The organism is Pseudomonas sp. CFBP13508 (assembly GCF_005233515.1).
Taxonomy (GTDB): domain Bacteria; phylum Pseudomonadota; class Gammaproteobacteria; order Pseudomonadales; family Pseudomonadaceae; genus Aquipseudomonas; species Aquipseudomonas mercuritolerans.
The window spans coordinates 773,319-785,753 of sequence record NZ_QFZZ01000001.1; the positions used below are offsets into that span (position 1 = coordinate 773,319).

The following is a 12,435-nucleotide window of genomic DNA, read 5'->3' on the forward strand; positions in this document are numbered from 1 at the left end:
GGTGTCTGGCCCGGATTTCCAGCCAGTGCACACCCCCCTGTGGGAGCGAGCCTGCTCGCGAAAGCGCTGGGTCATCCAACTCGATGCTGCCTGACCCGACGTATTCGCGAGCAGGCTCGCTCCCACACAGATGGTGTTGCGCATAGAATGTCCGGCAGAACCAACTCCGCCTTGACGAGACCGCGCATGACTTTCGATTTTGATCAGCTGTTCGACCGCCACCACACTGGCAGCACCAAGTGGAGCCGCTACCCGGCCGATGTGTTGCCGATGTGGGTTGCTGACATGGATTTTGCCGCGCCGCCGGTCATCGTCGAAGCCCTGCAACAGCGCCTGCTGCACCCGCTGCTCGGTTACAGCGTGGCCCAGGACAACCTGCGCGAAGCCATCGTCGCCGACCTGTGGAACAAGTACGCATGGCAGGTCAAACCGCAGGAGCTGATTTTCCTGCCGGGCGTGGAATCCGGCTTCAACATGGCGCTGAAGGCGTTGGTCCAGGCGCAGCAGAATGTCGTCGTGCAAGTGCCGAACTACCCGCCGCTGCGTCACGCACCAGGGCATTGGGGCCTGAACAAGGTCGAGCTGGAATTCAACGCCCAGGCCGATGGCACCTACGCCACGCCGCTGGACGCACTGCGCGAGTCGCTGAAAGGCGGCGGCGCCCTGCTGTTGAGCAACCCGCACAACCCGATCGGCAAGGTCTTCGATCGCGAAGAGTTGCAGGCAGTCGCGGATATCTGCGCAGCGCAGGACGCGTGGATCATCTCCGACGAGATTCACGCCGAACTGTGCTTCGACGGCCGCGTGCACATTCCCACCGCATCGCTGAGCCCCGAGATTTCCAAACGCACGATCACCCTGATGTCGGCGAGCAAGGCTTATAACATCGCCGGGCTCAAGACCTCGTTCATGATCATCCAGGACGCCGCCCTGCGTGAGCGCGTCAACCACGCCCGCTGCGGCATGGTCGACAGCGTCAACCCGCTGGGCATGGAAGCCACCCGCGTCGCCTACAGCGAAGCCGGGCCGTGGCTCGCCGAGCTGAAAACCTATTTGCAGGCCAACCGCGACTGGCTGGTAGATGCGGTGCGCACGCGCCTGCCGGGCGTGACCATCAATGTGCCGCAGGGCACGTATCTGGCGTGGCTCGATTGCACGGCGCTGGACCTGCCGGATCCGCAGCGGTTCTTCCTCGAACAGGGCAAGGTCGGGCTGAGTGCCGGGCTCGATTTTGGTGACCAGCATCAGCAGTTTGTGCGCTTGAACTTCGGTTGCCCGAGGGCGTTGCTGGAAGAAGGGATTGCGCGAATGGAGCGGGCGCTGGCCAGCCGCAATCTCTGATCCTGCCCCTAGATTCCCTTGTGTAAATGATCCCCTGTGGGAGCGAGCCTGCTCGCGAAAGCGTACTGTCAGTCGACATATTTATCGTCTGACACACCGCTTTCGCGAGCAGGCTCGCTCCCACATGAGATTTGTGGGGTTGTCGGGAATCTCAGTACAACCGAAAACCCTGTGGGAGTGAGCTTGCTCACGAATGCGGCCGGACAGGTAAATATCTGTATCTGACACACCGCCTTCGCGAGCAGGCTCGCTCCCACATTGGTTTTGCATAGCCAACCAAAATCCAGCGCAAATCCGATCGAACTCAAGGCAAACCCACCGGGTCAACCCGGAACACTGGCCTTGAAATCAGGAGACCCTGCGATGACTGACTACCCAAAACCACCCTTCCCGAAACAAGCCCAACCGGTGCCCGGCTCGCAACGCAAGATGGAGCCGTATCCAGACTGCGGCGAGCAAAGTTACGTCGGTTCCGGCCGCCTCGCCGGCAAGATTGCGTTGATCACTGGTGCCGACAGCGGCATCGGTCGCGCAGTGGCGATTGCCTTCGCCCGTGAAGGCGCCGATGTCGCCGTGGCGTACTTGAATGAACACGAAGACGCCAAGGAAACCGCACGCTGGGTCGAGCAAGCCGGGCGTCAGTGCATCCTGCTGCCGGGCGATATCGCCGAGAAAGCGCAGTGCCAAGCGCTGGTCGACAAGACTGTCGAGCGCTTCGGCCGCATCGACATTCTGGTCAACAACGCCGCGTTCCAGATGACCCACGAAAACTTCGAGGAAATCCCCGATGACGAATGGGTGATGACCTTCGATGTGAACATCACGGCCATGTTCAGGATCTGCCAGGCGGCGATCAAACACATGCGCCCCGGCTCGTCGATCATCAACACCAGCTCGGTCAACTCGGACATGCCCAAGCCGACCCTGCTGGCCTACGCCACCACCAAAGGCGCGATCGCCAACTTCACCGGTGGCCTGGCGCAAATGCTCGGGCCGAAGGAAATTCGCGTCAACAGCGTCGCCCCTGGCCCGATCTGGACGCCGCTGATCGTCTCGACCATGCCCGACGAAGAAGTACAGAACTTCGGCGGCAGCACCCCGCTCGGCCGTCCCGGCCAACCGGTGGAAGTCGCACCGATTTACGTGCTGCTGGCCTCCGACGAAGCCAGCTATATCACCGGCCAGCGCTACGGCGTGACCGGCGGCAAACCGATGCTGTAACCGTGCAGCAGAAAAACTGAACCCGAGCGGCATGGCATCCCTCCATACCTGTAAGCGCCTACGGGCCATCAGGAACAGGAGGTTGTCATGTCCGCCCCCCTCGTCAGACTCTTCACCCAACCCAACTTCGCCTGGACCGATATCCGCCGCGAAGAAGAAACCCACCCCCGCCACTATCTCGCGCATCTGCTGCTGCTCGCGCTGATTCCGGCCGTGTGCCTGTTCATCGGCACCACCCAAGTCGGTTGGAGCCTCGCCGTCGGTGAAAACGTGCGGTTGAGCACGGCCAGCGCCTTGCAACTGAGCGTGTTGCTGTACGTGACGATCGTCGCCGGTGTCGCGATTATCGGCGGGTTTATCAGATGGATGTCGCGATCATTCGATGCGCGGCCAACGCTCAATCAATGCATCGGTTTTGCCGCCTACACGGTGACGCCGTTTTTTCTCGCCGGGATTGCCGGGTTGTATCCGAGCCGCTGGCTGGCAATTCTGGTGCTCGGCGCAGCGTCGATTTATTCGACCTTCCTGCTGTTTGTCGGCCTGCCGACCTTCATGCATGAGCGCAAGGAACAAGGCCTGCTGTATTCGGCGTGCGTGTGGGGCGTTGGCCTGCTGGTGCTGGTGACCATGCTCGTGTCGATGATTCTGCTGTGGTTCAACGTGCTCATCCCCGAGTACCTGCGCACGACCGTGAGCTGAGCCGGTGCGCCTGTCCTTGGTAATTCACTGCAGTGAGCGGTCATGAGTTTCGGCGTATGGGTCGCGGTGCTCGGCGCCGTGCTGCTGACGCTGGCCCTGACATCGTCATGGTTGCGCTGGATGCCGGTCACCACCTCGGCGGTGTGCCTGCTGCTGGGCATCGCCATCGGCCCCAGCGGCCTCGACTTGCTGAAACTGTCGCTGGAAGAATCATCCTTGTGGATGGAGCACCTGACGGAAGTCGCGGTGCTGTTTTCCTTGTTCGTCTGCGGTTTGAAATTGCGCCTCCCGCTAGGCAACAAGACCTGGCGCATCGCTTTTGGTCTGGCCGGGCCGGTGATGATTCTGACGATTATCGGCGTGTGCCTGCTGTTGCACTGGGGCCTGCAATTGCCGTGGGGGCCTTCCTTGCTGATCGGCGCGATGCTGGCGCCAACCGACCCGGTCCTCGCCGCGCTGGTGCAGGTCAATGATGCGCAGGACGTCGATCGCGTGCGCTTCGGCCTCTCCGGTGAAGCCGGGCTCAACGATGGCGTGGCCTTCCCTTTCGTCATTCTCGGCCTGCTGTTGCTGCACGGTGACGGTAGCGCCGGCGAGTGGCAGCACTGGGTAATTCGCAGTCTGTTGTGGGCGGTGCCGGCGGGTTTGCTCACCGGTTACTGGATGGGTCGCGGCATCGGCCGGATCGCCCTGCTGCTGCGCATTCACAACGAGGACAGCACCCTCGGCCCGAACGATTACCTGACGCTGGCGCTGATCGCGCTGTCCTACGTGGTGGCCGACGCCATTGGCGGCTACGGCTTCCTCGCGGTCTTCGCTGCCGGCCTCGGCCTGCGTCAGGAAGAAGTGAAATCCACCGGCATCACTCAGGCCCCTGCCGAGCATCTGGTGCAGCCGGTGGTCGGCCATCAGAACATCGAACCTGAAAACGCCGTGCATGGCGACACCGAACAACTGGAAGACAGCCAGGTCGCGGCCGGGATCATGATGGGCGACATGCTCGCATTCGGCAGTCTGGTCGAGCGGGCGATGGAAGTGTTTCTGGTAACCCTGCTTGGTGTTGTGCTGATAGCGCATTGGGACTGGCGGGCCTTGTGGATCGGCGCGGTGCTGTTCTGCCTGATTCGCCCGCTGAGCGTGGCGCTGATGCCGTGGGGCAACCTGCTCAGCGGGCCGCAGCGTTTGTTGATCGGCTGGTTTGGCATTCGTGGCATCGGCAGCCTGTTCTATCTGTTCTTCGCCCTGAACCATGGCCTGGATTCCGACGTGGCCAAGGTCTGCACCGACGTCACTTTGTCGGTGGTGGCCCTGAGCATTCTGCTGCATGGCATCAGCACACAACCGATGCTGGCGCGCTATGAACGCCTGAAGCAACGAAAAAGCTGATTCTTCAGCCGCTGCGCTTGGCTGAAATTTATCGAAGATTTTTCTGCAAAAAAATGGATCGCCAGGCGCGACCCAACGGTCACAACTTTAACCGCGCCAATCATCAGCGCGGCCCGGCAGGTTCGGTTCCCCTGCGGTGAACAGCCTATTAAACGGAACCCCGACACAAACAAGGTCACGGTCATGAACGAATGCTCGACTCCTGCGCAAATCAAGGCTTGCAGAGCACTGGCTCTGGAACGCAATCGTCAACTGTTCGAAGAAGCCCACGAACTGAACCGAGCGGCCAATGCGCTGCTGGAACAGACGCCAACCGACTTCGAACGCTTTGAGCAATACCGGGCACTGCGCAAGAAAGCCGATGCGAAGTTTGAAGATGCGATTGATCATCTGTGTGTGCTGAATGAGGATTTCCCGCCGATTCCGGCGGCGGTGCAGAATGCTGTAACTGCGCGGCGTGAGCTGGAAACTGCGTAATAAAAGTCAAAAGCCCCTCACCCTAGCCCTCTCCCCGAGGGAGAGGGGACTGACCGGGGTGTTTTTCGTTATTCATCGACCTGAAAAATCGAGTCGAATACAAATTTTGAAAAGCGTGAAAATCTGCTCCCTTTCCCCCTCGCCCCTCTAGGGTAGAGGGGACTGACCGGTGTGTTTTTTCGTTATTCATCGACCTGAAAATCGAGTCGAATACAAATTTTGAAAAGCGTGAAAATCTGCTCCCTTTCCCCCTCGCCCCCCTTGGGGGGAGAGGGCTGGGGTGAGGGGGTAAAATCTCATTAACACCACAACATCCAGCACCTGTCCCGACCAATCCACCTCAAGGATTGGTCACCTGAATAAACACCGCATACACCCCCAACATCACCCAGAACGTGGCAAAAATCCAAGGCGTGCGCACCGAGAACAGCAGCGACTTGCGATAGCCCTTGTGGCTCGATTCCATTTCGCTGAAAAGTGGTGACTCGTCATACGCCGCGCCCATTACCGGCTCTGCGTGCAGCAACTGGCTCTGCTTGAAGTGCCAGTGATCAATGATGTCGTAAGCCGCGCGAATCCCCGGCCAGGCATTCAATGAACTGAGCACCCCGAGCAGCGCGAGAAACGGCGGCACGACGAGGGTGAACATCTTGCCCCACTCCGGATTGAGGTTGGCCATGCACGAGGCGAAAGCGATCACCAGGAACGACTGCGCCGCCAGGTAGGCGTCGGTGCGGTTGGCGAGGATGCTGGTTTCGTACTGGATTTCCCGGCGATAGAAATCCAGGCGCTCCTTGGGTGAGCCAAACATCTTGGCGTCGTGTTCGGCCAAGGCTTCTTCAACAGCGCTTGGCTGGGTCAATATGCGAGACAAGAGACGTGCCCTCCAAAAGTGAACAAGACCTTTGGAAAGGCACGCGTCAGCACTAGTTCAGCCGGATCGACCAGCGAGTCACTTCATCGATTGGGCGATGATCTGCACCAGACTCGCTTGGGTGAACGGTTTCGGCAGGCGCGGCAGTTGAGCGGCAAAACCCTCGAGGCGTTCGGCATATCCAGTGGAGAGAATGATCGGCAGATCCGGCTTGAGCATGCGCAACGCATGGGCCAGTTGCGCGCCGCTCATTTTTGGCATGGCCATGTCGGTGATGACCAGATCGATCACTTCGCCCTGATCGAACAGCGCCAGCGCCTGGGCGCCGGAAGTTGCGCCGATGACTCGATGGCCGAGATCTTCCAGCAGCAGACTGGTGCTGGTCAGCACCAGCGAATCGTCATCGACCACCAGCACACTGAGCCTCGGCACCGCAATGGGCGCGGAGTTGCTGTACGCCGGGCGACTGGCCGTACGCTCAAGCGCCACCGGAATCCACAGCTCGGCCGCCGTGCCCTCGCCCTTCTCGCTTTTCAGAATAAAGCGCCCGCCCAACTGCTCGATGAAGCCGTGCACCATCGACAAGCCCAGCCCGGTGCCTTTGCCCAAGCCTTTGGTGGTGAAGAACGGATCACGGGCGCAGGCCAGCGTGGCTTCGTCCATGCCTTCGCCGCTGTCGATCAGGCTCAGGCACACGTAACGCCCCGCCGCCAATGTCGAATGAGTTTGTTCCAGCACCACTTCGGCTTGCGCCTGAATGATCACCGTGCCGCCGTCGGGCATGGCATCGCGGGCATTGGTGGCGAGATTGAGGATCGCCAGTTCCAGCTGATTGCTGTCCGCCAGCACGGGCTGCAGATCTTCGGGAAAGCGCGTTTCGATGCGAATCCCCGGCCCGAGCGAACTGCGCAGCAGCCCGGTGATGCCTTGCACCAGTTGCGGGATATCCACCGACTCGGTCTTCAGCTCCTGACGACGGGCGAAGGCCAGCATGCGCTGGGTCAACGAGACACCGCGCAACGCACCCTGGGTGGCGTTTTCCAGCAGACGAGCGATTTTCGGCGCGTCGCCGATGCGTTTCTGCACGATCTCGAGGTTGCCGAGAATCACCGTCAGCAGGTTGTTGAAGTCATGGGCGATGCCGCCGCTGAGTTGGCCGATCGCCTGCATCTTCTGCGCCTGGAACAACGCCTCGCGGGTCTTTTCCAGGGCCTGCTGCGCCTCGTGCGCCTCGGTGACATCGCGGGTGATCTTGGCGAAGCCGAGCAACGTGCCGGTGTCGCCGCGAATTGCATCGACCACCACGTGGGCAAGAAAGCGCGTGCCGTCCTTGCGCATCCGCCAACTGCGGTTCTCGAAGCGGCCTTCGCGAGTGGCAATCTCCAGCGAGCGCTGCGGCTCGCCGAGTTCGCGGTCTTCGGGGGTGTAGAAAATCGAAAAATGCTGGCCGATGATCTCTTCCGGCAAATAGCCTTTGATGCGCTGCGCGCCCTGGTTCCAGTTGCTGACGCAGCCTTCGGGGCTGAGCATGTAGATCGCGTAGTCGGTGACGCCCTGCACCAGCAGGCGGAACTGCTGTTCGCTTTGCTTGAGGGTTTCCTCGGCCATTTTGCGGTCGGTGAGGTCGCGGGTGATCTTGGCGAACCCGAGCAGCTTGCCGTTGGGGTCGATGATCGGGTCGATCACCACGTGCGACCAGAAGTGCGTGCCGTCCTTGCGCACGCGCCAGCCCTCGCCTTCGAAGCGACCTTCGCGAATTGCCGTGTCGAGCGCCCGCTGCGGCATGCCGTTGGCGCGGTCTTCCGGGGTATAGAAGCGCGAGAAGTGCTCGCCGATGATCTCGGCTTCTTCATAACCTTTGAAACGTTTGGCGCCGGAGTTCCAACTGGTGATGGTACCGTCGGGGTCGATCATGTAGATCGCATAGTCGACAACCGCGTCGATCAGCAGCCGGAATCGGCTGTCTTCGATCGCTGCGGTTCTGTTGTTCTCACTCATCGCACTCACCAGCCACTGTCATGGGCTGAAGTATGCGTGAATCCGTCGATTTGAACAGCGCCGGTTCGCTTTTGATCGCCCACCAGCGCGGCAGCAGTTGTTTGATGCGGCTTTCGGCAAAGCGGTCGTCGATGAGCATGACCGTGCCGCGATCCTCACGGGTGCGAATCACCCGCCCGGCGGCTTGTACGACTTTTTGCATGCCCGGGTACAGATAGGTGTAGTCGTAGCCGGCGCCAAAAATGGCGGCCATGCGCCGTTTCATCTGCTCGTTGACCGGGTTGAGCTGCGCCAGCCCCAGCGTCGCGATGAACGCGCCGATCAGCCGCGCGCCGGGCAAATCGATGCCCTCGCCAAATGCGCCGCCCAACACCGCAAACCCCACACCCTGGCTGTCGGCGCTGAACTGGTCGAGAAACGCCTGCCGCGCGCCCTCGGCCATGCCCCGCGATTGTAGCCACTGGGTGATGTGCGGATGGCGCTCGGCCAATAAGGTTGCGACCTGTTGCAGGTAATCGAAACTGCTGAAGAACGCCAGATAATTGCCCGGGCGCTCGCTGAACTGGCGCGCGATCAGTTCGACGATGGGCTCCAGCGAGGCCTGGCGATGGTTAAAACGCGTGGAAATCTGGCTGACGATGTGCACCTGCAACTGCTCGGCGCTGAACGGCGATTCGACGTCGATACACACCGTATCGGCGGGCGTGCCGAGCAGGTCGGCGTAATAGTTGCGCGGGCTCAGCGTGGCCGAGAACAGCACGCTGCTGCGCGCCGCGCTCAGGCGCGGGCCGATGAACGCGGCCGGCACCACGTTGCGCAGGCAAAGTTGCGACAGTGGACGCTTGCGGTCGAGGTCGCGTTTGCTGATATCGAACAGGTAATGCTCGTCGTACAGCTCGGCGACCCGGGCGAATTGCAGCAAGTCGAAATAGAAATTCTGCAGGCCGCTGTCGAGGCCTTGCGGATGTTCGTTGAGGTAATCGCCGATGGCCGCACAACACAGGGAGATGGCTTGCAGGAGTTTGTCCGGCGCCTTGTCGTAGGCCTGATACGCCGCCAGTTGCGGCGCGTGCAGCGCGTTCCATTCGCGATTGACCCGTTGCAGCGAATTCTTCAGCGCGGCCGGCGCGGTTTTGCGCACGCTGGCGAGGGTGAACTGGTCGAGGCTGGCGCTGTACATCTGCCGGCCGCGCTCGACCAGGTTGTGCGCCTCGTCGGCGAGCACCGCGACTTTCCACTGATTGAGCTGGGCCAGACCGAACAGCAGCGCGCTGAAGTCGAAGTAATAGTTGTAGTCGGCAACCACCACATCCGCCCAGCGGGCCATTTCCTGACTCAGGTAGTACGGGCACACGCTGTGCTGCGCGGCGACTTCACGCATCGCCGCCTGATCGAGCAGGTTGATGCGGCTGGCGGCTCCGCGGGCGGCCGGCAAGCGATCATAAAAACCCTGGGCCAGCGGGCAGGATTCGCCATGACAGGCCTTGTCCGGATGTTCGCAGGCCTTGTCGCGGGCAACCATTTCCATCACCCGCAGCGGCAAGTCCGGCGTTTGCCTGAACAACACCTGGCTGGCATCCAGCGCCAGCTTGCGTCCGGGAGTCTTGGCGGTGAGAAAGAACACCTTGTCCAGTTGTTGCGGCGCCAAGGCCTTGAGCATCGGAAACAGCGTGCCAAGGGTTTTGCCGATGCCGGTCGGCGCCTGGGCCATGAGGCAGCGGCCGGTGCTGACGGCTTTGAACACTGATTCGGCCAGATGCCGTTGGCCGGGACGAAAATCCGCGTGCGGGAACGCCAGTTGCTGCGCGGCCAGATTGCGCGCCTCGCGGTGGGCCATTTCCTGCTCGGCCCATTGCAGGAACAAAGCGCACTGCTGCGCGAAAAACCCCTGGAGCGATTCGGCGCTGTGGGATTCGACCAGACAGGTTTCCTTTTCGCTGACGACGTCGAAATACACCAGCGCCAAATTGATCTGCTGCAGTTGCAGCTTCTGGCACATCAACCAGCCGTAGATTTTCGCCTGCGCCCAGTGCAACTGGCGGTGATTGGCCGGTTGCTTGCTCAGGTCGCCGCGATAGGTTTTGACTTCTTCCAGGCAGTTTTGCGCCGGATCGTAGCCATCCGCCCTGCCCTTGACCTTCAGCTCGCCGAATTCGCCTTGCAGTGCCACTTCGCTCTGGTACTGCTCGCTGCGCCGCGAGGCCACGGTACGATGGCCGACGATGCCTTCCAGCGCGGTTGGTGACGGGGTGAAGCGCAGGTCGAGGTCGCCGGTCTTGGCGGTGAACTCGCACAGTGCACGCACGGCAACGCTGTAACTCAAGCGCTCTGCTCCGCCCATTGCACGTAACACACGGCCACCGGCATCTGGTGCTCGTGGCAGAACTCCAGCCAGCGCAGTTGATTGTCCTGCAAGCGGTCGCCGGGGCCTTTGACTTCGATCATCCGGTAGGTCTTGTGCTGCGGCCAGAACTGGATCAGGTCCGGCATGCCGGCACGGTTGGACTTGATGTCGAGCAGCAGGCGGTTGAACCAGTGTTTCAGGTGCTCGGCGGGTAGACAGGCCAGCGCCTGCTCCAGCAAGGCTTCATTGAGCGCGCCCCAGAACACGAATGGCGACTGGATGCCCCATTTGTCGACGAAGCGCTGGCGGATCGTCTCGGCGTAGCGGCCGTCGTCGAGTTCGCCCAGGCAGGCCTGAAACAGTTCGGCGCGGCGCTCGAGGAAGTCTTCGCTGAGCAGATCCACCGGGCCGCGCTGGAACGGGTGAAAGAACGCACCCGGCAACGGCGCGAAGATCGCCGGCCAGCACAACAGGCCGAACAGTGAATTGATCAGGCTGTTCTCGACGTAATGCACCGGGCCGTCATCGGCGTGCAAGTGCGCTTGCACATGAAACTCCACCGACCGCGCCGGATCGATGCGCGGCAAGTGCAAATCGAGGCGCTCGACCTCTCTGGCCTTGGCACGCTTGAGCGGCGGGCCGCCGAGTTTACGGCGCAGACGCGGGACGATGCGCTGCAAGCCTTGTTGCTCGGCCGCGCTTTGCGGCGCCTGTTCGGCCAGCGTGCCGAGTTCCAGCGCCAATGCGTATTCGCCGCAACGTTCAAGCACGCGGATCATCCGCAGTCGTGCGCCCGGGTAGGCGCAGTCGCGGTAAACACTCAGGGCCAGGGCAAAGTCGCCGATGCGCTCGGCGTACTGGCCGATCTGGAACAACGCCTTGGCTTGCCGGCGGCGCAGCCACGGGTTGTCGAATTGCACGGCGTTGATCTGTTCGACGATCTCGTCCAGCGCTTCACCGGCTTCGAAGCGCAACTGGCATTGATGCAGGAACAGGCAGGCGTCGACGTCTTCGCGACTGCGCAGGCCTCGGGAATCGGCGCAGAACTCGACTTTTTCATAGGTAAAGATGCCCAGGTCGGCCAGCACGAACTCCGACCAGTCTTGATACAGATTGCCGAAGAACATCAGGCGCAGGCGATCGCACAGGTCCATCAGGGTCAGGCTGAACAGCCGCTCAGCCAGTTGCGGCGCCCAGGCGCGCAGGGTTTGCGCGTCGGTGAACTGTTCGGCCAGCACCGGCAGCCATTCATCCTTGCGCCCTTTCGGCTGTTCGATAGAGGCGCCGAATGCCTGCAAAAGCTCGGCCTTGAGCAAGACATCGAACAGTTCTGCCAGTGTCAAATCCGCCTGTTCATCGAGCCAGCCGCGATCGAGCAACGGCTGCGCCGCCTCGGCAATGTCGCCGATTTCCAGATAATTGAGTTTGCTCGCGCGAAAGTGAATGCCCTTGCGCATGACCATGCGTACCAGCAATCCCTGCGAGGTTTGCGGCAGCGTGTTGAAGTCGCGGATGAAGCCGTGCTCGCTTTCATTCATCACATCGGCATAGCGAAGCCCAAGCCAATCAAGCACTTGCCGGAAGTTGTTGAGGTAATAGAACGGATCGTCGAGAGGGTTGGAGGTCACGGGAATTCAAAGCCACGGCAAGCGAACACTGGTTATGCGTACAGATACCAGCTCAGCCCTGCCCGGCGCAAACGGAAAAAGATCAATGGCATTTTTTTGCGCCGCCATCGAACTTTTCCGCCGATGCTGGCACCAACCGCGTTACAGGGCCGACAATGCCCGCAATCACATTCAAGCAAGGAGTCAGAGGTGGGTATGAAAATCAAGATGCTGGGTATTCCTGTAGCGGTCGCAGCCCTGTTGGCGCTGGGCGGCTGTTCGACCCAGACCGTGGTGACGTTGCAGAACGGCACCCAGTACCTGACCGAGGACATGCCGAAGACCGAGACCGAAGACGGTTTCTATGAGTTCGAAGACATCTCCGGCGCCAGGGTCAAGGTTCGCGCTGATGAAGTAGCGACCGTGCGCAAGGAAGACTGACTTGGCTTGAATGATCGTTTTTCGCGAGCAGGCTCGCTCCCACACTG

10 protein-coding genes are annotated in these 12,435 nt (G+C 61.1%); 6 read left to right on the forward strand and 4 right to left on the reverse strand.

All coding sequences use genetic code 11. From position 1 onward, the window contains the following. The first annotated feature begins 186 nt into the window (after nt 1-186). The 5 genes from PspCFBP13508_RS03495 to PspCFBP13508_RS03520 all read left to right on the forward strand — a co-directional run bounded on the left by PspCFBP13508_RS03495 (nt 187) and on the right by PspCFBP13508_RS03520 (nt 5,124). Nucleotides 187-1,341 carry a PatB family C-S lyase gene (locus PspCFBP13508_RS03495; protein ID WP_137213662.1) on the forward strand — a complete coding sequence of 385 codons (1,155 nt, stop codon included), beginning with the start codon at nt 187-189 and terminating at the stop codon, nt 1,339-1,341. 363 nt (nt 1,342-1,704) lie between these two features. Then, entirely contained in the window at nt 1,705-2,562 is an 858-nt protein-coding gene (locus tag PspCFBP13508_RS03505; RefSeq protein WP_016774822.1) for a glucose 1-dehydrogenase, read from the forward strand. A gap of 87 nt (nt 2,563-2,649) precedes the next feature. Further along, on the forward strand, nt 2,650-3,261 hold the full coding sequence (locus PspCFBP13508_RS03510; protein ID WP_016774823.1) for a Yip1 family protein: 612 nt from the start codon (nt 2,650-2,652) through the stop codon (nt 3,259-3,261). A gap of 42 nt (nt 3,262-3,303) precedes the next feature. Next, a complete protein-coding gene (locus PspCFBP13508_RS03515) occupies nt 3,304-4,647 on the forward strand; it encodes a cation:proton antiporter (protein WP_137213664.1) in 1,344 nt (447 codons plus the stop codon). A gap of 183 nt (nt 4,648-4,830) precedes the next feature. Continuing rightward, nucleotides 4,831-5,124 carry a hypothetical protein gene (locus tag PspCFBP13508_RS03520; RefSeq protein WP_016774825.1) on the forward strand — a complete coding sequence of 98 codons (294 nt, stop codon included), beginning with the start codon at nt 4,831-4,833 and terminating at the stop codon, nt 5,122-5,124. Between the two features lie 340 nt (nt 5,125-5,464). On the opposite strand, the gene PspCFBP13508_RS03525 is transcribed toward PspCFBP13508_RS03520, so the two are convergent. The 4 genes from PspCFBP13508_RS03525 to PspCFBP13508_RS03540 all read right to left on the reverse strand — a co-directional run bounded on the left by PspCFBP13508_RS03525 (nt 5,465) and on the right by PspCFBP13508_RS03540 (nt 11,968). Next, on the reverse strand, nt 5,465-5,998 hold the full coding sequence (locus PspCFBP13508_RS03525; protein WP_137213665.1) for a hypothetical protein: 534 nt from the start codon (nt 5,996-5,998) through the stop codon (nt 5,465-5,467). 78 nt (nt 5,999-6,076) lie between these two features. Beyond that, complete coding sequence (locus tag PspCFBP13508_RS03530) at nt 6,077-7,996, reverse strand: PAS domain-containing sensor histidine kinase (protein WP_137213666.1); 1,920 nt, start codon at nt 7,994-7,996, stop codon at nt 6,077-6,079. Then, nucleotides 7,989-10,319, reverse strand: a complete 2,331-nt coding sequence (locus PspCFBP13508_RS03535) for an ATP-dependent DNA helicase (RefSeq protein WP_137213667.1) — start codon at nt 10,317-10,319, stop codon at nt 7,989-7,991. The genes PspCFBP13508_RS03530 and PspCFBP13508_RS03535 overlap by 8 nt, the downstream gene beginning before the upstream one ends. Then, on the reverse strand, nt 10,316-11,968 hold the full coding sequence (locus PspCFBP13508_RS03540; protein WP_137213668.1) for a VRR-NUC domain-containing protein: 1,653 nt from the start codon (nt 11,966-11,968) through the stop codon (nt 10,316-10,318). Before PspCFBP13508_RS03540 ends, PspCFBP13508_RS03535 begins: the two co-directional genes overlap by 4 nt. 195 nt (nt 11,969-12,163) lie before the next feature. Between PspCFBP13508_RS03540 and PspCFBP13508_RS03545 the strand changes: the two genes are divergently transcribed. Next, nucleotides 12,164-12,388 carry a YgdI/YgdR family lipoprotein gene (locus tag PspCFBP13508_RS03545; RefSeq protein WP_137213669.1) on the forward strand — a complete coding sequence of 75 codons (225 nt, stop codon included), beginning with the start codon at nt 12,164-12,166 and terminating at the stop codon, nt 12,386-12,388. Nucleotides 12,389-12,435 lie beyond the last annotated feature (47 nt).

Bases quoted from the DNA above. Each gene is read 5' to 3' on its own strand.
- PspCFBP13508_RS03545 (WP_137213669.1), top strand. From the start codon at position 12,164: ATGAAAATCAAGATGCTGGGTATTCCTGTAGCGGTCGCAGCCCTGTTG.
- PspCFBP13508_RS03520 (WP_016774825.1), top strand. From the start codon at position 4,831: ATGAACGAATGCTCGACTCCTGCGCAAATCAAGGCTTGCAGAGCACTG.
- PspCFBP13508_RS03505 (WP_016774822.1), top strand. From the start codon at position 1,705: ATGACTGACTACCCAAAACCACCCTTCCCGAAACAAGCCCAACCGGTG.
- PspCFBP13508_RS03530 (WP_137213666.1), bottom strand. From the start codon at position 7,996: ATGAGTGAGAACAACAGAACCGCAGCGATCGAAGACAGCCGATTCCGG.
- PspCFBP13508_RS03510 (WP_016774823.1), top strand. From the start codon at position 2,650: ATGTCCGCCCCCCTCGTCAGACTCTTCACCCAACCCAACTTCGCCTGG.
- PspCFBP13508_RS03515 (WP_137213664.1), top strand. From the start codon at position 3,304: ATGAGTTTCGGCGTATGGGTCGCGGTGCTCGGCGCCGTGCTGCTGACG.
- PspCFBP13508_RS03495 (WP_137213662.1), top strand. From the start codon at position 187: ATGACTTTCGATTTTGATCAGCTGTTCGACCGCCACCACACTGGCAGC.